Below are 21,199 nucleotides of genomic sequence, written 5' to 3'. Positions count from 1 at the left end.
GGCAGACCTTTGCCTGCTACCCGCGCGGCGGGTCTCCGGCCCGCACCTTCACGCAGCACCGGTCGGGCTCGGGCTCCAGCGACGCACTCACCCCGGCGCAGCCCGATCCGACCGCCAGACCCTCGACGAAGTCCTTGTTGAGCCCGCAGACGAGCGCCGTGTGCTTCTGCGCCAGGGCGTCGAAGGGACAGTTGGTCAGCGAGACGACCCCGTCCGCCAGGTGCGGCTCGTAGCCCTGCGCGGCGAGCAGGCGCGCGGTGGCCGCGAGGGCGTCCTCCTCGCCTCTCACGGGCTCGGCGCTCCCGAGAGCGCGCCCCTCCTGGTGGGCAGCGGCCCGCAGTGCCTCCGGGAGGTCGACGCCCCCGGCCGCGAGCTCGACCGCCGCCGCGAGGATCCCGCCGGCGAGGTCGTAGCGCCGCTCGGGCAGCGAGACGGCGTACTCGCGCCGCGACCGCCGGTAGAGCTTGCTCGGCCGTCCGGCGCCGGGACCGGTGCGGCCGCTCAGCCGGCGGTACTCCACCTCCAGCAGTCCCTCGTCGACCAGGCGGTCGAGGTGGAAGTTGACGTTGTGCTGGGCGATGCCGAGAGCGGCTGCGGCCTGCTCGCGCCCGACGGGGTCGGGCTGCGCGGCGACGTAGGCGTAGAGCGCCCGCCGGGTGTCGTCGGCCAGGGCCCCGATGCTCGCCGCTTGCTCGCCCAGGTGCATGGGGAGCAGTCTAAAACACAAACCCCTTGACACAACAGAGACCGGACTTCTAGTTTCGACTTCTTCGGCTTTTAGAAGAGGAGAGACCGGATGAGCGCCACCGCAGACTTCCCCACCGCGAACGACGCGGCGGATGCTCCGCCCCACTGGCGTCCCAGGATCGCCCGCCCGCCCGCGACCTCGGACCCCGCCGCCGTCGAGGCCGCCGCGACGTCGCTGCTCACCGCGCTCGGTCTGGACCTCACCGACGAGAACCTCGCGGAGACGCCGCGCCGGATGGCCCATGCGCTCCTCGAGATGACGACCGCACCGGAGTTCGAGCTGACCACCTTCCCCAACGAGGAGAAGTACGACGAGCTCGTGCTCGTGCAGGACATCCCCGTGCAGTCGCTGTGCGAGCACCACATGCTGCCCTTCACCGGCGTCGCGCACGTCGGCTACCTTCCGGGCGCCCGCATCCTGGGGCTGTCGAAGTTCGCTCGGATGGTCGAGTTCCACGCTCGCCGGCCGCAGACCCAGGAGCGGCTGACCAAGCGCATCGCCGACCACCTCCAGCAGCAGCTCGAGCCCGACGGCGTCGGCGTGGTGATCGAGGCGGAGCACACCTGCATGAGCCTGCGCGGCGCGCGGGTGCCCGGCACGCGGACGCTCACCTCCGCCCTGTTCGGCCGGCTGCGCGACGACGCCCGCAGCAGGGCGGAGTTCCTGGCGCTCACCAAGGTCGCGCGATGAGCGACCTCCCCGAGACCCCCCAGCAGGTCGTCGTCCTCGGAGGCGGCCTGGCTGCGGCCCGGGCGGTCGAGGAGCTGCGTGAGCGTGGGTACGACGGCGTCCTCACCCTCGTAGGCGCCGAGCCGCACCTGCCCTACGAGCGCCCGCCGCTGTCGAAGGGTCTGCTCCTCGGCAGCGACGACGTCGACTCGGTCTTCGTCCACGAGCCCGACTGGTACGACGACAAGGACGTCGACCTCCGTCTCGGCGCCCCGGCCCGGCGGATCGACCGCGGACGGCGCGTGGTCGTCGTCGGCGACGACGAGATCCCTTACGACCGCCTCCTGGTCGCCACCGGCGCGCAACCGCGACGGCTGCCCGCCCTCGACGGCAGCGGCATCCCGGTCGCCTACCTGCGCACCCTCGACGACGCGCTCGCCCTGAAGGAGGCACTGGGTGGCGACATCGCGGTCGTCGGCGCCGGCTGGATCGGCCTCGAGGTCGCGGCCGCGGCGCGGACGGCCGGTGCCTCGGTCACGGTCGTCGAGAGCGCCCCGCTCCCCCTGCAGGCCGTCCTGGGACCCGAGCTCGCCCCGGTCTTCGCCGATCTCCACCGATCGCACGGCGTGGACCTCCGCCTGGGCACCAGCGTGGACCAGATGGCCGACGGGACGCTCTCGCTCTCCGACGGCACCCGGCTCAGGCCGGACCTGGTCGTCGTCGGCATCGGCGCCGCGCCCGACGACCACCTGGCCGCCGAGTCCGGGCTCGACACCGACAACGGCATCCTGGTCGATGCGCGCCTGCGCACGACCGACCCCGCGGTGTGGGCGGCAGGCGATGTCGCGAACCACGACCACCCGGCGCTGGGCCGGCTGCGCGTCGAGCACTGGGACAACGCCATCAAGCAGGGCCGCCACGCGGCCGGCGGCATGCTCGGCGACGACGCGCCGTACGAGGCGATGCCCTACTTCTTCACCGACCAGTACGACCTCGGCATGGAGTACGTCGGCCACGTCGGACGGGCCGGCCACGACGAGGTGGTCGTGCGCGGCGACCTCGGCAAGGCCGTGTTCACCGCGTTCTGGTTGAAGGACGACCGCGTCGTCGCGGGCATGCAGGCCAACGACTGGGACGCGAGCGACCACCTCAGGCGCCTGGTCGGCGGCCCCGTCCCCGACGGCCTCCGCGACCCGGCGAGGGACCTGGGCGACCTCTAGCGACCGCACCGGGGCGGGTGCGAGCGCTACCGGCGCGGCTTGGTCAGGATGACGGCGCCCTCGGGCGCGGGGAGGTCGCGCCGGAGGCGGAAGCCCGCCTTCTTGTACATCCGCTGGTTGCGCAGGCTGCCCGCACCGGTGAAGAGGACGTAGGAGGTCGCCTCGGCCGGCGCGACGGCCTGGATGTGTTCGAGGAGCACCCGTCCGACGCCCTGCCCCTGCAGGTCAGGGGCGACCATGACCCGGCCGATGTCCCAGGCGTCGCCCTCGAGCCTGGCGCGCACGGCCGCGACCAGACGGCCCGCGCGCCGCACCACGTAGGTGTCCCACGTGCCGAGCCAGTGGCGCACGTCGTCGAGCGACTCGTGCAGCGCGGGGATGTGGGCGCCGGGGTTGTCGAAGGCCTCCTGGACCCAACAGGCGAGCTGCAGGGTGAGCAGCTCGGGGGCGTCGGCCGCGACCGCGCGCACGATCGGCGTGCCGTCGTCGAGGGCCGAGGGGGCCAGCAGGTCCGGTCGCCGTTCGGCGGTACGGCGGCGCGCCTCCGCGCGACGCCACCGCTCGATCGCGCCGTGGTCGCCCGACCGCAGCACGGCGGGCACCTCACGGCCCTCCCAGACGGGGGGCTTGGTGTAGACGGGGTACTCGAGCAGGCCGTCCTCCGCGTGCGACTCCTCGACCAGCGAGGCGGCGTTGCCCATGAAGCCGGGCAGCAACCGGACGACGGCCTCGGTGATCGCGAGCGCGGCGACCTCTCCCCCGTTGAGCACGTAGTCGCCGAGGCTGATCTCGCGCACGTCGGCGACCAGCCGCGCGTGGTCGATCACCCGCTGGTCGATGCCCTCGTAGCGACCGCAGGCGAAGACCAGCCGCTTGCGGGTCGAGAGCTCCTCGGCCGTGCGCTGGTCGAAGGGCTCTCCCGACGGGGTCGTGAAGACGACCGTGTCGCCGCTTCCGAGGCCGAGGGCGTCGAAGGCCTCACCGAAGGGCTCGGGCTTCAGCACCATCCCGGCGCCGCCGCCGTACGGCGTGTCGTCGACGGTGCGGTGCTTGTCGTGGGTCCACTGCCGCAGGTCGTGCACGTGCAGCTCGAGGAGGCCGCTCTCGACAGCCTTGCCCGGCAGCGAGAGGCGCAGGGGTGCGAGGTAGTCGGGGAAGATCGTGAGGTAGTCGAGCCTCACTGCTCGCCCTCGTCGTCGCGGTCGGCATCCTCGGGGAACGGGCTCACCAGCCCCGGGCGGTCGGCGACGACCACCCGACCGGCAGCCACGTCGACCTCGGGCACGAGTGCCGTCACGAACGGCACCAGCGCGTCCCGCCCGTCGAGCGCCCTGACCTGCAGCAGGTCCTGGGCGCCGTGCACGAGGCCGGTGACCTCGCCGAGGTGGGTGCCGTCGACGTCGTACGCCTGCAGACCGACCAGCTGGTGGTCGTAGAACTCGTCCGGGTCATCCGGCGTCTCGTCGGCCGGGACGGTCGCGCGCAGCACGACGCCGCGAGCGGCCTCGGCCGCGTTGCGGTCGGGGATCTCGTCGAAGGCGACCAGCAGCGTCGACTGGTGCCAGCGGATCCGGCGCACCTTCAAGGTGGTGGCCGAAAAAGCCGAACCCCGGGGCGGCTGCGCGAGCAGCCGGACCCCGGGGACGTAACGCTTCTCCGGCTCGTCGGTGCGGACGTCGACGGTCACCTCACCGCGAATGCCGTGGGGCTTCCCGATGCGACCGACGACGACCTCGATCGACTCCAACGCTCAGCGGCGTCCGGGTCGGTCCACGTCGACGAAGTCGATCCGGGTCCCGCCGTTGCCGGCGAGGGCCGAGACCACGGTGCGGAACGCGGTGGCCGTGCGGCCCCCGCGCCCGATCACCTTGCCGAGGTCGTCGGGATGCACCCGGACCTCGAGCACCGACCCGCGGCGCTGCTGCTTGTCGCGCACCACGACGTCGTCGGGGTGGTCGACCACTCCGCGGACGAGGTGCTCCAGCGCGTCGGCGAGCACCGGATCAGGCCTCGGTGCTCTCGGCGGCGGGGGTCTCCTCGGCGGGAGCCTCCTCGGCGGGGGCCTCGGCAGCAGGCTCGGCGGGGGCCTCGGCCGCGGGGGTCTCCTCGGCGGGAGCCTCCTCGACCTTCTTCTCCGCCTTCTTCTTGGTGGTCACCGCGGCGCCCTTGGGCTCGTTGGCGGCCTCCTTGAGGGCCTCGTTGAAGACCTCGAGCTTGTCGCGCTTGGGCTCCTTGACCTTGAGGGTGCCCTCGGCGCCGTCGATGCCCTTGAACTTCTGCCAGTCACCGGTGACCTTGAGGATCGCCTCGACGGCCTCGGTCGGCTGCGCGCCGACACCCAGCCAGTACTGCGCCCGGTCGGAGACGACGTCGATGTACGACGGGTCCTCCTTGGGGTGGTACTTGCCGATCTCCTCGAGCACCTTGCCGTCGCGCTTCTTGCGCGAGTCGACGATGACGATGCGGTACTGCGGCACCCGGACCTTGCCCAGGCGCTTCAAACGGATCTTGACGGCCACGTTTGTGGTGTCTCCTTGAGAACTCGTGGTGGGTGATCCACCGCGACCAGGTGGGGAACACTCGGCGAAGCGGATCGATGGCGCTGCAGCGACCGGAAGAGAGGGTCCGGACGTCACAGAACTCAGCGCCGCATTCTGCCAGAATCCCGGCGCGCAGCCGAATCTCGGCCACACACTTGCCGATGTGACGCAACCGGACGGCACCCCCGAGCGTCAACCGGGCATGACCACCCTCTCGGAGCACCCCGCCGCTCTGCCCGCCCCGTTCGTGCCGCCCGCGCGCATCTCGGCGCCCCCGCGGCTCACCGAGCGCCACCCGGCGCTGTTCCCCGTCGCCGTACGCCTGCACCGCGCGCGGCGCCGGTTGCGGTGGGTCACCGGCGACGAGCGGTGGGCCTCGCAGCGCTCCGCCGACCCGATCGGTCCGCGGGTGAAGAAGCACCGGTCGCTGCTGCTGCGTCAGCTCGGCGAGAGCCAGATGTGGCTGCAGCACAACAAGGTGACCAACCTGCGGCTCGCGAGCCGTCGGGTCGACGGGATCCTCATCGCGCCCGGCGAGACCTTCTCCTTCAACAAGGTGGTCGGGAACTGCACCCGCCGCAAGGGCTACGTCGAGGGCATGAAGCTCTCCAACGGCGACGCGGAGGCCGGCGTCGGCGGCGGGATCTGCCAGCTCGCGAACCTGCTGCACTGGATGTTCCTGCACTCGCCCCTCACCGTCGTGGAGCGTTCCGAGCACAGCTTCGACCCGTTCCCCGACAACGGGCGGGTGCTCCCCTGGGGCGTGGGGTGCTCGATCGTCTACAACTACGTCGACCTCGTCGTGCGCAACGACACCGACACCACCTTCCAGCTGCTCGTCGACGTCGGCGACCGGCTGCTGAAGGGCGAGCTCCGCGCCGACCGCGAGGTCGCGACGAGCTACTCCGTGTTCGCCCGCGACGAGCAGTTCCTGAGGTACGACGGCCGCGTGTTCCGCCGCAACGAGATCTGGCGGACCGTGATCGATCGCCGGACCGGCGACACGCTCGGCGAGGAGCTGGTCAAGAGCAACTGCGCCCTCGTGAAGTACCTCCCCGAGGGCGTCGACATCGTCGACGTCCCCGCCTGACGCCGACCGGGCTCGCCGATCCGTCGGTCGCCCTAGTCACCTCGGACCATCCAGGCCTGCCCGCCAGAGGGGTCCCAGGACCGGGCCCCGGCGGGCAGGATCGCAGTGTTCGACGTCGCAGGCATCACGAGAGGACAGGCCGATGACGACACTTCAACACCCCGTCTCGGCGCCCCTCCGCTCGCCGCGCTTCGAGGAGCCCCAGACCCACGACAACTACGTGCTCGCCACCCGTGTGGTGCACCGCGCGGAGACCCTGCTCGAGGCGGCCCACGGATATCCGCTGGCCGTCGCACACATCGAGACGGCCTTCGAGCTGGCGCTCGAGGTCACCGACACCAGCACCTGGGCCGAGATCGGTGCCGCGAGCGACCACCTCGAGATGGCCCAGGACGAGCTGGAGCGCGGCGGCTACCGCTTCCGCTAGTAGGAGCGGCCCCGCAGCACGACGTACGACGGCCTGGCCAGCACGCCGAGGTCGTCGACCGGGTTGCTCGGGTAGACCACGAAGTCGGCCGGGTCGCCCTCGTCGAGGCCAGGGTTCCAGCCCAGCCACGCCCGCGCGCGCCAGGAGGCGGCGCCGAGGACGTACGACGCGGGCAGCCCCATCTCGACCATCGCCCCGATCTCCTCGTGCAGGCAGCCGTGACGGGCGCTGCCGCCACCGTCGCTGCCGACGTAGAGCTCGATGCCGGCCTCGTAGGCCGCCATCAGCACGTCGCGACGCGAGCGGTGCAGTGACTCCATCGTCGACGCGTACGCCGGGAACCGGTCGCGCGCCGCGTCGACGTACTCCGGGAACTTGTCGGTCTGCTGCACGGTCGGTACCAGGGCCACCCCGCCCGCCAGCATCTTCTCGATGTGGTGCTCCCGCAGCCCGGTGCCGTGCTCGATGCAGTCGATGCCGGCGTCGAGGAGCGGCGAGAGCGACGCCTCGCTGAAGCAGTGGGCGGTGACCCGCGCACCGAGCGCGTGGGCGGTGCCGATCGCGCCGGCCACGGCGTCGTCCGGGAAGGACGGCATGAGGTCCCCCTCGTCGCGGGAGATCCAGTCGCCGACCAGCTTGACCCAGCCGTCGCCGGCGGCGGCCTGCTCGGCGACCGTGTCGACGAGGTCCTCGGGCTCCACCTCGACCGCGTAGTTCCTGATGTAGCGTTTGGTGCGCGCGACGTGGCGGCCGGCCCGGATCAGCCGCGGCAGGTCCTCGCGCTCCTGCACCCAGCGGGTGTCGGCCGGGGACCCGCAGTCGCGGAGCAGCAGCACCCCCGTGTCGCGGTCGGCGACGGCCTGCTGCTCGGTCTCGGCGTCGCCGACCGCGCCGCCGTCGTCCATGCCGAGGTGGTTGTGGGCATCGACCAGGCCGGGCACGATCCAGCCCTCCGCGGCCGTGTCGGCACCCGCCTGGGGCTCGTAGGTGACCCGCCCGTCGACGACGAAGAGGTCGCGCACCTCTCCGTCGGGCAGGACCGGACCGTGGAAGCGCAGCGGGGTCGTCACGACCCCGAACCTACCGGCCCTCCAGCGCCTCCCACACCGCCTCGCTGCGGTCGTGACCGCCCAGCCCGCGGCTCACGAAGCCGGCGCCGTGGCGGCCGCGGAAGGACCACCACGCGCTGCAGCCGCCCGCACCGCCCATGCCGATGTCCTCGTCGTCGACCTGGAAGCCGAGGGTCCAGGTGACCTCGCGGTCCAGCACGCCGTCGTGGCCGGTGGCGGCAGGACCGACGTAGGCGGCGTGCAGGTCGGGCCCGAGCAGCGTCGCGACCGGGCCGTCGGTCGCCATCAGGTCGCCGTAGAACCGGGCCAGCCCGCGGGCCGAGGCGTGCATCGCGACCGCCGGGAAGCTCGTCGTGCGGAACCGCACCGAGTTGAGCACCTCGGGGTCGCGCAGGCCGCCGGGGCGGCCGAGGGCCGGGCCCCAGCGCGGGTCGTCGTCGTAGCGCGCGGACCACCCGGGGTCGATGATCGTCACGTCGGCCACGCGACCCAGGTCGGCCGGGGCGACGCGGAGGTGGAGGTCCCAGCCGTGCGCCGCCGCGATCGCGGCGAACCGGTCGGCGAGGTCCTCCCCCGTCGCGCGGCGCAGGATCTCGTCGCACAGGTGGCCGTAGGTCAGCGCGTGCTCGGCGACCCCGGCCCCGGGCTCGTGGGCCGGTGCCGCCGCGGCCAGCATCGCCACGAGGGCATCGCGGTCGTCGTACTCCACGTCGGCGGCGGCCTCGGGGAAGAACGCCAGGCCGGCGGCGTGCGAGAGCACGTGGCGCACCGTCGTCGCCTCCTTGCCCGCGGCGGCGTAGGCCGGCCACAGCTCGGCGACCCGCTGGTCGAGCCCGAGCGCGCCGTCAGCCACCGCCGTCAGCACGGTGAGCGCCGCGAACGGCTTCGCCACGGAGTACGACATGACGATCGTCTCGGCGTCCCACGGCGCGGTGCCGTCGCGGGTGCCGACGTGGTGCTCGACCTCGATCTCGCCGTCGCGAACGACGCAGGCGGCTCCCCCGGGCTCGCGGCCGGAGGCTTCGAGGTCGTCGAGCACAGAGACGAGGGGATGCATGGCCTCAGAGTAGGGAGAGCAGCCAGGTCGGGCCGACCGTGGTCGCTCCCACCCCGGCCAGGCGCGCGTCGAGGGCGCGGTCGGCGGTGACCACCGTCACCCGGTCGCCGCGCTCCGCAGCCGCACGCGCCTGCGCGAGGATCGTCGAGTCGCCGTCCTTCGGCGCGTGCACGGTGCGGACGTGCGCGTCACGCCCCGGTCGTACGCCGGCCTTCGCACCACCCTCGAGGACCAGGACCACCACGTCCTGCGGCACGTCGGCCACCAGGAGCTGCTCGTGCAGCCGCCGCGCCGCCCCCGCGCGGTCCTTCCACCACCCGTCGGGGCGAGCCCCCACGACGTTCGCGCCGTCGACGATGAGGACGGTGGTGCCCGGGCGGCTCACCACGGCTCCTCAGAGTCACGACGCTGGGCGCCCGCACGACCCCGATCGACGCCCCTCACGAGCAGCAACGCTACCCGCTCGTCGAGCACCCCTGCGGGCGGTCGCCTGGCGAACGGCGGGCGATCCGCCGCCTACTTCAGGAACTTGGAGAAGTCCTTGGGCAGGTCGAGGTTGGCGGCCGCTGCCTCGTAGTCCACGTCCTCGGGCGGGAGGCCGAAGGGGTTGGCGGCCTGCTGGGCGGCCTTCTCCTTCGCTGCAGCGGCCTCCTGGGCCGCCTTCGCGGGGTTGCCCGAGCGGCGCTGGCCGCCCTTGCCCTTGGACTTCTGCGCCTGCTTGCCCTTGCCCCGCTTGCCGCCCGGACCACCCATGCCCGGCACGCCAGGCATGCCGGGGACGCCGGCGAAGCCGCCGCCCTTGGCCATCTGCATCATCATCTTGCGGGCTTCGAAGAACCGGTCGACCAGGCCGTTGACGTCGGCGACCGTGCGGCCCGAGCCCTTCGCGATGCGGGCGCGGCGCGAGCCGTCGATCATCTTCGGGTTGTTGCGCTCCGCCGGCGTCATCGAGCGGATGATCGCCTCCACGCGGTCGATCTCCCGCTCGTCGAAGTTCTCCAGCTGCTCACGGATCTGGCCCGCGCCCGGGAGCATCTTGAGGATCTTCGTCATCGAGCCGAGCTTCTTGATCTGCTGCATCTGCGACAGGAAGTCGTCGAGGGTGAACTCGCCCCCCTGCCCGCTCAGCTTCTGCGCGGCCTTGAGGGCCTCTTCCTGGTCGAAGGCCTTCTCGGCCTGCTCGATGAGGGTGAGGACGTCACCCATGTCGAGGATGCGGGAGGCCATCCGGTCGGGGTGGAAGACGTCGAAGTCGGTCATCTTCTCGCCGGAGCTGGCGAACATGACCGGCCGGCCGGTCACCTGCCGGATCGAGAGCGCGGCACCACCGCGCGCGTCACCGTCGAGCTTGGTGAGCACCACGCCGTCGTACCCGACGCCGTCGAGGAAGGCCTGCGCCGTGACCAGCGCGTCCTGTCCGATCATCGCGTCGACGACGAAGAGCACCTCGTCGGGCTGCACGGCGTCGCGGATCGCCGCGGCCTGGCCCATCATCTCGGCATCGACGCCGAGGCGGCCGGCCGTGTCGACGATGACCACGTCGTGCAGCTTGCGCCGCGCCTCCTCGACCGACGCGCGCGCGACGCCGACCGGGTCGCCGCCCTGCTCGGTCCCGCCGGTGTTGCCCGGCTCGGGCGCGAAGACCGGCACGCCCACCTTCTCGCCGTTGACCTGCAGCTGCTGCACCGCGTTGGGGCGCTGGAGGTCGCACGCGACGAGGAGCGGCGACTTGCCCTGCTCCTTGAGCCAGAGCGCCAGCTTGGCGGCGAGGGTCGTCTTGCCCGCGCCCTGGAGGCCGGCGAGCATGATCACCGTCGGGCCCGACTTGGCGTAGCGCAGGCGGCGGGTCTCGCCGCCGAGGATCTCGACGAGCTCGTCGTTGACGATCTTGATGACCTGCTGCGCGGGGTTCAGCGCCTGGCTGACCTCCTCGCCCCGGGCCCGCTCCTTGACCGCGGCCACGAAGTCCTTGACGACCGGCAGCGCGACGTCGGCCTCGAGCAGGGCGATGCGGATCTCGCGAGCGGTCGCGTCGATGTCGGCCTCGGAGAGCCGGCCCTTGCCGCGAAGGTTCTTGAACGTGTCGGCGAGGCGGTCGGACAGGGTGGCGAACAAAGGGAGTTCCTCAGGGCAGGCGGATCAGGTGGGGCGGGCAACGACCCGGCAACTCTATCCGCGAAGCGGTCGTCGGGCAGACAGAGGCTTAGGGTGAGGAAGTGACGTACGTCGTGATCGGTGCCGTGGGAGTCGGCGGTGTGCTGCTCCTGCTGCTCGTCATCTGGTCGGGCCAGCAGATGCTGCGCAACCCGTCCAGCGGCAGCGCCGGCATGGACGGCCTCGGCGGCTTCGCCGACGTCTTCGACCCCGGCCGGGCGCGCGCCGACCAGGACCTCAAGTCCAAGGACCACGAGTCCGAGGTCATGCCGTCGGCGGAGGGCAAGGACCGGCCGGCCGAGATCGACCACGTCACCATGAAGGCGACGATCAGGATGCCCCGGGTCAGCCCGGGCCGTCCGCAGCCTCCGAAGGACTGAGCGCCGCCCGCACCGCGGCCACGGCCGCGGCCGCACGCTCCTCGGTGAGCGGGGCACCGTCGCCCTCCTGCACGTAGAAGACGTCGACGGCCTGGGGGCCCAGCGTGGAGATGTGCGCGCTGCGCACCGACAGCCGCAGCTCCGCGAGCGCGGCACTGACGAGGTAGACGATGCCGAGCCGGTCGGCCGTGCGCACCTCGACGACCGTCGCCTGGTCGCTCGCCTCGGGACGTACGACGACCGTCGGCGTGAGGTCGACCTCTCCCCGGTCGCGGCGTGGTGCCAGGCGGGCGGCGGCGTCCACGCGTCGCGACGCGATGCCGTCGAACGCGTTGCGCAGCCGCCCCGGGTCGACGTGGTCGTCGGCGAGGTCCCACACGGAGACGCCGTACTCCCCCTGGGACCAGATGCGCGCCGCGCGCACCTCGAACCGCTGCAGGGCGAAGGTCGCGGCACAGTCGGCGAGCAGCCCGACCCGGTCGGGCGACACGGTCGTCACGCGCGACCCGTCGTCGGTGGTCTCGACGTCGATCGCGACGCCACCCTTGCGCGCCACCTTGGGGACCGCGATCTCCTCGACAGCCACCGCTGCCGGAGCGGACCCGCGCTCGAGGGCGAGACGGGTGCGCCGCGCCAGGTCGCGGACGAGGCCGGCACGCCAGGTCGTCCACGCCTTGCCCGAGGTCGCCTTGGCGTCGGCCTCGGTGAGGGCTGCGAGCAGGGCGAGCTCCTCGGTGGAGCGCACGTGCTCGGTGAGCAGCTCGATCGTCGCCGGGTCGTCGGGGTCGCGCGTGGTCGCCGTGGTCGCGAGGAGGAGGTGCCAGCGCACGAGCTGCGCGATGAGGTCGACGGCCTCGGTGTCGAAGCCCATCCGGGTCGCGATCGCGCGGGCGATCGGCTCCCCCTCCGCGCTGTGCTCGCTCGTGCCGCCCTTCCCGATGTCGTGGAGCAGGGCGGCGACGACGAGCACGTCGGGCCGCGCCACCTCGCGGATCAGGGCACCGGCCTCGACGCAGGTCTCCACGACGTGCCGGTCGACGGTGAAGCGGTGGATCACCGAGGCGTGCGGCAGGAGCCGGATCCGCTCCCACTCCGGGAGGATGCCCGCGAGCGCGCCGGTCTCCTCGAGCGTCTCCCAGACACCCAGCAGCCCGGGCCCGGCGGCCAGCAGGCGCACGAGCTGCTGACGCGCCTCGTCGGGCCACGGGTCGGGCAGCGGCGGGCAGTCGCGCACGAGGCGGGCAGCGGTGGGTGGGGCCAGCACCGCGTTGCGGCGCGCGGCCTCGGCCGCCGCGCGGAGCAGCAGCACCGGGTCACGCGTGGGGTCGGCACCGCGGTCGAGGACGACCTCGCCCTTCGAGAGCGCCACACCGGGTGCCACGCGCTCGAGCTCGGGACGACGCGGCCGGCCCGCCGGCGTACGGCGGACGGCGTCGTCGGCGCGGCGCCAGACCAGCCGCGAGAGGTGCGTCAGCCGCCGGCCGAGCTCGCGGACCTGCCGCTGGGCGGCGCGGTCGTCGGGCAGGCCCATCGCCTCGGCGAGGGGGGCCCAGTGCTCCGGGGCGATCCGGTCGGTGGCACGCCCGGCGGCGGCGTGCAGCAGGTCGCGGACGTCGAGGAGGTGGAGCCGGGACCGCTCCAGGTCGGCGGCCGGGATGTCGACCAGCCAGGTGGCGGTCAGGCTCTTGAGCACGGTGGCGTCGCGCAGGCCGCCCTCGGCCTCTTTGAGGTCGGGCACGGAGAGGTGGGCGAGCTCCCCCACCAGCCGGTGTCGGCTCAGCACGATCTCGTGCAGCTCCGGCAGGCGCAGCCGGGCGTCGCGACGCCACTGCGCGAGCACCTCGGAGCGGAGCCGGAGGGTCAGGCTCGGGTCGCCCGCGACGTGACGCACGTCGAGGAGTCCCGACGCGACGCGGACGTCGGAGGCCGCCGCGGCGAGCATCTCCGCCAGCGAGCGCACCGAGTGGTCGAGCTTCGCGCCGGAGTCCCAGATGGGGTACCAGACCTGCTGGCCGAGCTCGGCGAACCTGCTGCCGTCGGCCCCCTCGTCGGCGACGAGCACCACGTCGAGGTCGGAGTACGGCGCCAGCTCCCCCCTGCCGTAGCCGCCGACCGCCACCAGGGCCACGCCCGTGTCCGGGCCGGCCAGGCCGTCGTACGCAGCGGCGCAGAGCGCGTCGGCCGCGGCGGTGCGCTCGGCCCGCTCAGCTGATGTCATCCCGTCTCCCCACGAGAGCGCAGTCTGCCCCGCCGGGGTCGCAGCGCGTGCGACCCCGGCGGGGAGAAGAGGCGCCTGCCGGCTAGAGGGCCGCGGAGTCCTTGTCGCCGGTGCGGACCCGGACGACGGTCTCCACCGGGGTGACCCACACCTTGCCGTCACCGATGCGACCGGTCTGCGCGGTCTTGGTGATGATGCCGACGATGTCCTCGGTGTCGGCGTCGTCGATGACGATCTCGATGCGGATCTTCGGCACCAGGGCGATGTCGTACTCAGCACCGCGGTAGACCTCGGTGTGCCCCTTCTGCCGGCCGTAGCCGCTGACCTCGCTGACCGTCATGCCGGTCACGCCGAAGGTCTCCAGCGCCTCGCGGACGTCCTCCCACTTGTGCGGCTTGATGACTGCGGTGACGAGCTTCATGCGTTCGCTCCTTCGGTGACCGTCTTCTTGAGGACGGACGAGGTGGTGGCGGTGCCGCTGCTGGCGAAGCTCCCCAGGTCGCGGCCGAAATCGTACGCCGACTCGCCGTGCTCGGCGAAGTCGATCCCCTCGACCTCGTCCTCGGCCGAGATCCGCCACCCGATCGTGTACTTGATCGCGAAGCCGATGAGGGCGGTGACCACGCCGCTCCAGAGGATCGCGAAGCCCGCGGCCGCGGCCTGGTCGCCGAGCGAGCCGAACCCGCCGCCGTAGAACAGCCCGTCGATCCCGCCCGGGGCGTCGGCGCTCGAGAACACGCCGATCAGGACGGTGCCCACGATGCCGCCGACGAGGTGGACGCCCACCACGTCGAGGGAGTCGTCGAGACCGAGCTTGTACTTCAGGCCCACCGCCCAGGCGCAGAGCGCACCGGCGATCGCGCCGATCGCGATGGCACCCGGCAGCTCGACCGCGCCGCAGGAGGGCGTGATCGCGACCAGGCCGGCCACGATGCCCGACGCGGCGCCGAGGGAGGTGGCCTTGCCGTGGAGGATCCGCTCGACGAGCAGCCAGCCGAGCATGGCCGCCATCGTCGCGATGGTCGTGTTGAGGAACGTCACGCCGGTCTCGCTCATGAACTGAGCGGTGTCCGCCTCGCCGCCGTCACCGGCGACGAAGACCAGCGAGCCGACGTTGAAGCCGTACCAGCCGAACCAGAGGAGGCCGGCGCCGATCATCGTGAGCGTCAGGTTGTGCGGCCGCATCGGCTCCTTGCCGAAGCCGACCCGCTTGCCGATGATCAGCGCGAGCACCAGGCCGGCCACACCGGCGTTGATGTGCACGACCGTGCCGCCGGCGTAGTCCTGCGCGGCGAAGTGCTTGCTGATGAAGCCGACCCCGGTGCTCCACACCATGTGGGCGATCGGGAAGTAGGAGAACGTGATCCACAGCGGCAGGAAGACGATCCACGACGACAGCTTCACGCGGTCCGCGATCGCGCCGGAGATCAGCGCGGCGGTGATGACCGCGAAGGTCATCTGGAACATCACCGCGATGTAGGAGGTCCACCCGACACCGTCGAGCCCGAAGAGCTCGAAGGGGTTGGCGAACAGGCCGCCGAGCTCGTCCTCCGAGCCGAACGACATCGACCAGCCCCACAGCACGTAGACGATGCCGACGACCGCCATCGCGACGTACGACATCATCATCATGTTGAGCACGGACTTGGACCTGCTCATGCCGCCGTAGAACAGCGCCAGGGCGGGTGTCGTCATCATCAGGACGAGGGCTGTCGCCACGATCATCCAGGCGTAGTAGCCGTCCACAGAACCTCCAGGGATCAACGTCTCTGGGGCGGCGGTGCCGACAGCTCTGTCGGCCCGGGTCACCCCGTGTTGACGAGGACTCTGCTGGGGGGAGGTTTCCGGTCCGGCCGTGCCGTGTTGCGGCCGTGCAACGAGCGGCCGCGCTGTGTTACTTCCCTGTTACGGCGACCGCACGGGCGGCGCCGGCGTCAGGCCGACAGCAGGGCGTCGACGAACGCGCCGGCGTCGAACGGCGCCAGGTCGTCGGGCCCCTCGCCGAGACCGACGAGCTTCACCGGCACGCCGAGCTGGCGCTGTACGGCGACGACGATCCCGCCCTTGGCGGAGCCGTCGAGCTTCGTCAGGGCGATGCCGGTGACGTCGACGACCTCGGAGAAGACCTTCGCCTGCACCAGGCCGTTCTGGCCGGTGGTGGCGTCGAGCACGAGCAGCACCTCGGTGACCGGCGCCAGCTTCTCGATGACCCGCTTGACCTTGCCGAGCTCATCCATCAGGCCCTGCTTGTTCTGCAACCGGCCGGCGGTGTCGACCACGACGGTGTCGACCGCCCGGTCGACGCCCTCCTTGACGGCGTCGAAGGCCACGCTCGCGGGGTCACCGCCCTCGGGACCACGCACCACCTCGACGCCGACACGCTCGCCCCACGTGCCGAGCTGGTCGGCCGCAGCGGCGCGGAAGGTGTCGGCGGCCGCGAGCACCACGGAGCGGTCCTCGGCCACCAGGATGCGGGCGAGCTTGCCGACGGTGGTCGTCTTGCCGGTGCCGTTGACCCCGACGACGAGCACGATGCCCGGGTTGCCGTCGCTGCCGCTGACGTGCAGCGCGCGGTCCATGGACGGGTCGACCAGGGCGACCAGCTCCTCGCGGAGGACGGTGCGGGCGTCGGGGCTGCCCTCGACCCGGAGCCGGGTGCGGAGCCTCTCGACGAGCTCCTGCGTGGGCTGCACGCCGATGTCGGCGCCGAGGAGCAGGTCCTCGATCGCCTCCCAGGTGTCCTCGTCGAGCTGGTCGCGGCTGAGCAGGCCGAGGAGCCCGCGGCCGAGCGTGCCCGATCCGGCGAGCCGCTGCCGCAGCCGGACCAGCCGGGACGCGGGGCGCTCCGGCCGCTCGAGCGTCGGTGCGGCGACCTCCGCCTCGGGAGCCGGCTCGGCCGGCGCCTCGGTGTCCGCAGGAGGGGCGAGCACATCGCCCGGCGCCGTGCGCGGGGGCTCGACCTTCGGCGTCCGGCCGGGCGCGCTGCGGGTGAGCAGTCCGACGCCGCCGAGGACGACGAGCAGCAGGACGAGCGCGACACCGACGACGGCGCTGAGGATGATCCACTCCATGGCGCTCATCCTCGCAGGAGCGACGTCACCGCACCTTCAGCAGGTCGACCTCGTCCTCGTCGAGGGTGGGGACCGCGTCGACGGCCCTGCCCAGCGCGTCACCGAGCCACGGCACCGCCGGCATCGTCTCCCCTCGGTGCGGGAAGGCGACGTAGGCCACGACCAGGCCGGCGACGGCGAGGCTGAGCAGCATGGCGATCACGACGAAAAGCACGGGTGGGACTCCTCCGAGTAGGTGACGATCAGCCCGACACCCCGAACCTACCGGACCGCAGGGCGCTCACCGCACACGGTCGCGCTCGGCCCACCACGCGTAGTCGAGCAGGTCGCTGGGACGGGTGAGCACGCTGCTCGCCCTGGCCTGGACGTACTGCGACCCCTCGCGCCGGCGCTTGAAGTGGATCGTCCCGGGCACGACCCGGTGCACGAAACCGGCGGCGAACGTCTCGAGGTTCCAGTGCCAGTCCTCGTAGGCGTAGCCCTCGCTCACGGCACGCGCCGTGAAGGGGTGCTCGAGGTAGGCCCGCCGCGGCGCCATGCAGAGGGCGTCCCACGGGTTCGCGATCCGCAGCAGCGCCGGGTCGAAGGCCGGGTCGGTCTGGTCGGGGAGGAAGTAGAGGTTCTGCTGACCACCGAAGAACCAGTTCAGCTCGGGGTGGGCGATGGCCGCGGGCTCGGTCACGCACAACCGGTGCGCCTCGGCGAGCCAGTTCTCGCTCCACAGGTCGTCGCCGTCGAGGAAGGCGACGTTGTCGGCGGTGCTGAGCTCGACGGCGCTGTTGCGCACCTTCCCCTGGTCGGCGTAGGAGACCTCGGCGACGGTGGCGCCGCGGCTCTCGGCTTCCGCGAAGACCGCTCGGGTGGCCTCGGTCGGGTTGTCGAGCACGACGAGCACGTCGACCTCGAGCCCGCCCGCCCGCGCCACCTCGACGGCGTCGAGGAGGCTGCGGAAGGACAGCCCGGCCATCACACCCTCGGCGTGCCCGGTGATGATCGCCGCGACGTCAGCCATCGTCGCCTCCTCCGAGAACCAGCTCCGGCAGGGTCGTGGCGCAGGCGGCGACGCTGACCAGCCGAGCGCAGGCCGCCTCGGCCAGCAGGTAGCGCGCGCACAGCTCCTCGCGCAGCGCCTCGGTGTCGGTCACCGCCCAGTCGAGGAGGTCGAAGCAGCCCTGGAAGTCGTCGACCGGGAGCTCGCCGTCGGCCGACGGCGCGAGCACGGCCGCCAACGACATCTCGTTGCCCAGCGTCGTGCCGTACGACGACAGCAACCGCCATCCGAGCGCGCTTCCCGCGACGACGAGCCGCCGGGGCCGGACGCCGCGCACGAGGTCGAGCAGCCCGAGCAGGCGCCGGTGCTCGGTCGCCCCGGTCCACGGGACGCGGAGGTCGACCGTCTCGGCCTTGATCCCGAGGTCGGGCTGGCGCGGGTCGTCGGTCGTCACCACGAGGACGTTCGAGCCCGGCTCCGCCTCGTGCAGCGCGGCGGCGGCCGCGGTGAGACCGGCGCCCGCCTCGGTGCCGCCGGGGACCACGACCACGGTGTCGGCGCGCACGAGACCGAGCTGCCGTCGTACGTCCTCCGCGTGAGCGGTCGGGAGCAGCATCGGGTGGGTGTGCGGCGGCCAGCTCACCCAGCGCTCGCGGGGCGGCTCCGCGATCATCGGCTCGATCGCCGCCGCCTTGGCGACCAGGGCCTGCATCTGCGGCGAGGCCAGGGCGGCGAGCTTGCCGGCGCCCCGGACCACACCTTCCTCGAGCCAGCTGGTGCGGGTCAGGTCGTAGTCGCCGGCACGGTGGAGGAGCCCGTCGACCAGCGGCGGGTCCTGCCGCTCACGCGCGTCGGGCGCGGGCACTCCCCCGTAGTTGGGCCCGAAGTGCGTCGGCGAGCGCCCCGGGGCGTAGCAACCGGCGCGGACGTACTGCGCGAAGGCCCACTCCGGGCCGTTGGCGAGGTCGGGGTGGCGCGCGAGGTAGAAGTCCTCGTCGAACAGCACCGTCGGCACCAGCCGCTCGTCCCAGCCGACCGTGAGCCAGTGCAGGAACGGATCGACACCGGGGGCGACGGCGATGCCACGCGCGGCGAGCCGCTCGCGGTAGACGTCGGGGTTGAACAGGCCGCTGATCCGCGCACCGGCGGCGAGGCCGGTGGCCAGGAAGTGCGCGGTCGCCGCGTCGACGTCGCCCGCCAGCGCGGGCTCACCGACCTGGGCGGCGTAGAACCGCGGGTGGGCGACCTGGCGCAGCCGGCGGGCCAGCGCGGGCCGCTCGGCGCGGTGCCGGTGGTCGGCCGGGAGCAGCTCGCGCGGGAGGCTGTCGGCGGTGGCGCTCCACGCCCCGGGGTCGCCGTTGTCGAGATGATCGGAGGCGGCTGCGCCGGACCCGGGATCCGGGCGTCGTCGTCGCCGGATCGACCTCATCGGCAGGGCCTCCTCAGGGGTGGTCGACGGCGCCGCGATGCTAGCATCGCGTTTCGGTTCCGCTCAGGGCCGAGCCGGCTCTCCCCGCATCTCAGCCTGAAGGCACACCCATCTTGGACTACAGCGACGCGCTCGACGAGACGCTGGCGCTCCTCAAGATGATCGAGGTCGAGTGGGCGCCTGCGGTGCTCGCCAACGCCTTCGGGCCCGAGGCGATGGTCATGACCGACCTGATCGCGCGGCACGGGCTCGACATCGAGATCGTCAGCGTCGACACCGGGCGGTTGCCCGAGGAGACCCACGCGCTCGCCCACAGTGTCCACCGCCGCTACGGCCCGGTCGTCAAGATGCTCTCCCCCGACCCCGGCGAGGTCCTGGAGTGGACCTCCACCCACGGCCAGAACGGCTTCTACGGGAGCGTCGAGCTGCGGGAGGGCTGCTGCGCGGTCCGCAAGGTGGCCCCGCTGCAGCGCGCCCTGCAGGGCAAGCGCGCCTGGCTGGCCGGCCTGCGTCGCGAGCACAGCGAGACCCGCCGCGACCTCGAGGTCTCGACGTGGGACGCGACCAACGGCATGCAGAAGTTCCACCCGATGCTCGACTGGACGACCGATCAGGTCTGGGCCTACATCCGCGACCACGCGGTGCCCTACAACGAGCTCTACGACCGCGGTTACACCAGCATCGGATGCGCTCCCTGCACCCGTGCGATCTCCGCTGGCGAGGAGCAACGGGCAGGTCGGTGGTGGTGGGAGGTCGACTCCATCAAGGAGTGCGGCATCCACCTCAATCCCCTGACCGGCCGGTTCGAGCGCGCCGGAGCAGCCCCGTTGTCAGACAACGAGACCCCCGTGTCGCAGAATGGTCGGGCCTCGGGGCTGGACGAACATGAGATCTTCGCTGAGAAGGCACCAAGTGACGAAGGAGATGCAATGCGGGTACTGATCCTCGGTGGGGACGGGTTCTGCGGCTGGCCGACGGCACTTCACCTGTCCGCTCAGGGCTACGAGGTCGCGATCGTCGACAACCTGTCGCGTCGCAAGATCGACATCGAGCTCGAGGTCTCCTCGCTGACTCCGATCCGTCCCATGGGCGAGCGGCTGCGCACGTGGAAGGAGGTGTCCGGCAAGGACATCGCCTTCCACGACATCGACGTCGCGGTCAACTACCAGCGCCTGCTCGACCTCCTCGAGGACTGGCAGCCGGAGGCCGTGGTGCACTTCGCGGAGCAGCGGGCGGCGCCGTACTCCATGAAGTCGAGCCGCCACAAGCGCTACACGGTGAGCAACAACCTCAACGCGACCAACAACCTGCTGGCCGCGGTGGTCGAGTCGGGTCTCGACATCCACGTCGTGCACCTCGGCACCATGGGCGTCTACGGCTACGGCACCGCCGGCATGAAGATCCCCGAGGGCTACCTGCAGGTCAAGGTCGACGCCGGCGAGAGCGGCCTGGTCGACCAGGAGATCCTCTACCCCGCCAACCCGGGCTCGATCTACCACATGACGAAGACCCAGGACCAGCTCCTCTTCGCCTACTACGCGAAGAACGACCACGTCCGGGCGACCGACCTCCACCAGGGCATCGTGTGGGGCACCCAGACCAGGGAGACGCGCCAGGACGAGCGGCTCATCAACCGCTTCGACTACGACGGCGACTACGGCACCGTGCTCAACCGGTTCCTGATGCAGGCGGCCATCGGCTACCCGCTGACGGTGCACGGGACCGGCGGCCAGACCCGCGCCTTCATCCACATCCAGGACACCGTGCAGTGCATCCAGCTGGCGATCGAGAACCCGCCGGCCAAGGGTGACCGCGTCTCGGTCTTCAACCAGATGACCGAGACCCACCGGGTGCGCGACCTGGCGAAGATGATCTCCGACCGCACCGGCGTCGACATCGCCCTGCTGCCCAACCCGCGCAACGAGGCCGACGAGAACGAGCTCCACGTCGCCAACGACCGCTTCCTCCACCTCGGCCTCACCCCCATCACCCTCAGCGAGGGCCTGATGGAGGAGGTCGCCGAGATCACGAAGAAGTACGCCGACCGCTGCGACCGCGACAAGATCCCGTGCGTCTCGGTGTGGAGCGCGGAGGCCGCGGCCGCGAAGGCGGGCACGCCCGCTCCCGCGCACTGA

At 72.1% G+C, this 21,199-nt stretch carries 22 protein-coding genes and 1 pseudogene; 6 read left to right on the top strand and 17 right to left on the bottom strand.

From position 1 onward, the window contains the following. Positions 1 to 16: 16 nt before the first annotated feature. On the bottom strand, positions 17 to 706 hold the full coding sequence (locus tag ACAX67_RS09030) for a helix-turn-helix transcriptional regulator (protein ID WP_370703472.1): 690 nt from the start codon (positions 704 to 706) through the stop codon (positions 17 to 19). A gap of 90 nt (positions 707 to 796) precedes the next feature. Between ACAX67_RS09030 and folE the strand changes: the two genes are divergently transcribed. Next, positions 797 to 1,438 carry a GTP cyclohydrolase I FolE gene (folE, locus tag ACAX67_RS09025; RefSeq protein ID WP_370703471.1) on the top strand — a complete coding sequence of 214 codons (642 nt, stop codon included), beginning with the start codon at positions 797 to 799 and terminating at the stop codon, positions 1,436 to 1,438. Further along, a complete protein-coding gene (locus ACAX67_RS09020; protein ID WP_370703470.1) occupies positions 1,435 to 2,637 on the top strand; it encodes an NAD(P)/FAD-dependent oxidoreductase in 1,203 nt (400 codons plus the stop codon). The genes folE and ACAX67_RS09020 overlap by 4 nt, the downstream gene beginning before the upstream one ends. A 26-nt stretch (positions 2,638 to 2,663) precedes the next feature. Here the strand turns inward: ACAX67_RS09020 and ACAX67_RS09015 are convergent, their stop codons facing one another. From ACAX67_RS09015 to rpsP, 5 genes and pseudogenes are all read right to left on the bottom strand, one after another. Next, entirely contained in the window at positions 2,664 to 3,107 is a 444-nt protein-coding gene (locus ACAX67_RS09015; protein WP_370703656.1) for a GNAT family N-acetyltransferase, read from the bottom strand. Positions 3,108 to 3,143: 36 nt separating this feature from the next. Then, a pseudogene (trmD, locus tag ACAX67_RS09010) lies at positions 3,144 to 3,818 on the bottom strand (tRNA (guanosine(37)-N1)-methyltransferase TrmD); the annotation flags it as partial. Continuing rightward, the gene (gene rimM / locus ACAX67_RS09005) at positions 3,815 to 4,384 is read right to left on the bottom strand and encodes a ribosome maturation factor RimM (RefSeq protein WP_370703469.1); all 570 of its coding nucleotides are present in this window, start codon (positions 4,382 to 4,384) and stop codon (positions 3,815 to 3,817) included. The gene rimM and the pseudogene trmD, both read right to left, overlap by 4 nt. Positions 4,385 to 4,387: 3 nt before the next feature. Further along, on the bottom strand, positions 4,388 to 4,636 hold the full coding sequence (locus ACAX67_RS09000; protein ID WP_370703468.1) for an RNA-binding protein: 249 nt from the start codon (positions 4,634 to 4,636) through the stop codon (positions 4,388 to 4,390). Positions 4,637 to 4,640: 4 nt separating this feature from the next. After that, positions 4,641 to 5,156 (bottom strand): 30S ribosomal protein S16, encoded by a 516-nt coding sequence (gene rpsP, locus ACAX67_RS08995; RefSeq protein WP_370703467.1) that lies wholly within the window; start codon positions 5,154 to 5,156, stop codon positions 4,641 to 4,643. A 223-nt stretch (positions 5,157 to 5,379) separates the two neighbouring features. Between rpsP and ACAX67_RS08990 the strand changes: the two genes are divergently transcribed. Both ACAX67_RS08990 and ACAX67_RS08985 read left to right on the top strand, forming a co-directional pair. After that, entirely contained in the window at positions 5,380 to 6,267 is an 888-nt protein-coding gene (locus tag ACAX67_RS08990; RefSeq protein WP_370703466.1) for a VanW family protein, read from the top strand. Positions 6,268 to 6,409: 142 nt separating this feature from the next. After that, a complete protein-coding gene (locus ACAX67_RS08985) occupies positions 6,410 to 6,694 on the top strand; it encodes a hypothetical protein (protein ID WP_370703465.1) in 285 nt (94 codons plus the stop codon). On the opposite strand, the gene ACAX67_RS08980 is transcribed toward ACAX67_RS08985, so the two are convergent. The 4 genes from ACAX67_RS08980 to ffh all read right to left on the bottom strand — a co-directional run bounded on the left by ACAX67_RS08980 (position 6,691) and on the right by ffh (position 10,936). Further along, the gene (locus ACAX67_RS08980; protein WP_370703464.1) at positions 6,691 to 7,764 is read right to left on the bottom strand and encodes an amidohydrolase family protein; all 1,074 of its coding nucleotides are present in this window, start codon (positions 7,762 to 7,764) and stop codon (positions 6,691 to 6,693) included. The two genes, ACAX67_RS08985 and ACAX67_RS08980, sit on opposite strands and share 4 nt — an antisense overlap. Positions 7,765 to 7,774: 10 nt before the next feature. Further along, a complete protein-coding gene (locus ACAX67_RS08975) occupies positions 7,775 to 8,821 on the bottom strand; it encodes a serine hydrolase domain-containing protein (RefSeq protein WP_370703463.1) in 1,047 nt (348 codons plus the stop codon). A 4-nt stretch (positions 8,822 to 8,825) separates the two neighbouring features. After that, positions 8,826 to 9,206 (bottom strand): hypothetical protein, encoded by a 381-nt coding sequence (locus ACAX67_RS08970; protein ID WP_370703462.1) that lies wholly within the window; start codon positions 9,204 to 9,206, stop codon positions 8,826 to 8,828. Positions 9,207 to 9,337: 131 nt separating this feature from the next. After that, on the bottom strand, positions 9,338 to 10,936 hold the full coding sequence (gene ffh, locus ACAX67_RS08965; protein WP_370703461.1) for a signal recognition particle protein: 1,599 nt from the start codon (positions 10,934 to 10,936) through the stop codon (positions 9,338 to 9,340). Positions 10,937 to 11,037: 101 nt separating this feature from the next. Here ffh and ACAX67_RS08960 point away from each other — a divergent pair, with 101 nt between their 5' ends. Then, positions 11,038 to 11,355: a hypothetical protein gene (locus ACAX67_RS08960; protein WP_370703460.1), complete on the top strand. Its 318-nt coding sequence runs from the start codon at positions 11,038 to 11,040 to the stop codon at positions 11,353 to 11,355. On the opposite strand, the gene ACAX67_RS08955 is transcribed toward ACAX67_RS08960, so the two are convergent. From ACAX67_RS08955 to ACAX67_RS08925, 7 genes are all read right to left on the bottom strand, one after another. Continuing rightward, positions 11,321 to 13,573, bottom strand: coding sequence for a [protein-PII] uridylyltransferase (locus ACAX67_RS08955; RefSeq protein ID WP_370703459.1), 2,253 nt, complete (start codon positions 13,571 to 13,573; stop codon positions 11,321 to 11,323). The genes ACAX67_RS08960 and ACAX67_RS08955 overlap by 35 nt on opposite strands. An 82-nt stretch (positions 13,574 to 13,655) precedes the next feature. Further along, the gene (locus ACAX67_RS08950) at positions 13,656 to 13,994 is read right to left on the bottom strand and encodes a P-II family nitrogen regulator (RefSeq protein ID WP_370703458.1); all 339 of its coding nucleotides are present in this window, start codon (positions 13,992 to 13,994) and stop codon (positions 13,656 to 13,658) included. Continuing rightward, positions 13,991 to 15,319, bottom strand: coding sequence for an ammonium transporter (locus ACAX67_RS08945; protein ID WP_370703457.1), 1,329 nt, complete (start codon positions 15,317 to 15,319; stop codon positions 13,991 to 13,993). The genes ACAX67_RS08950 and ACAX67_RS08945 overlap by 4 nt, the downstream gene beginning before the upstream one ends. 188 nt (positions 15,320 to 15,507) lie before the next feature. Next, on the bottom strand, positions 15,508 to 16,653 hold the full coding sequence (ftsY, locus tag ACAX67_RS08940; protein WP_527890998.1) for a signal recognition particle-docking protein FtsY: 1,146 nt from the start codon (positions 16,651 to 16,653) through the stop codon (positions 15,508 to 15,510). Positions 16,654 to 16,669: 16 nt separating this feature from the next. Beyond that, positions 16,670 to 16,858 (bottom strand): hypothetical protein, encoded by a 189-nt coding sequence (locus ACAX67_RS08935; protein ID WP_370703455.1) that lies wholly within the window; start codon positions 16,856 to 16,858, stop codon positions 16,670 to 16,672. Positions 16,859 to 16,924: 66 nt separating this feature from the next. Further along, entirely contained in the window at positions 16,925 to 17,656 is a 732-nt protein-coding gene (locus ACAX67_RS08930; protein WP_370703454.1) for a glycosyltransferase family 2 protein, read from the bottom strand. Continuing rightward, complete coding sequence (locus tag ACAX67_RS08925; protein ID WP_370703453.1) at positions 17,649 to 19,064, bottom strand: hypothetical protein; 1,416 nt, start codon at positions 19,062 to 19,064, stop codon at positions 17,649 to 17,651. The genes ACAX67_RS08930 and ACAX67_RS08925 overlap by 8 nt, the downstream gene beginning before the upstream one ends. 113 nt (positions 19,065 to 19,177) lie before the next feature. Here ACAX67_RS08925 and ACAX67_RS08920 point away from each other — a divergent pair, with 113 nt between their 5' ends. Continuing rightward, positions 19,178 to 21,199: a phosphoadenylyl-sulfate reductase gene (locus ACAX67_RS08920; protein ID WP_370703452.1), complete on the top strand. Its 2,022-nt coding sequence runs from the start codon at positions 19,178 to 19,180 to the stop codon at positions 21,197 to 21,199.

The organism is Nocardioides candidus, from assembly GCF_041321175.1.
Lineage (GTDB): Bacteria > Actinomycetota > Actinomycetes > Propionibacteriales > Nocardioidaceae > Nocardioides.
Note: the sequence above shows the minus strand (reverse complement) of the source record. Positions and strands in the feature narration are given on the sequence as shown.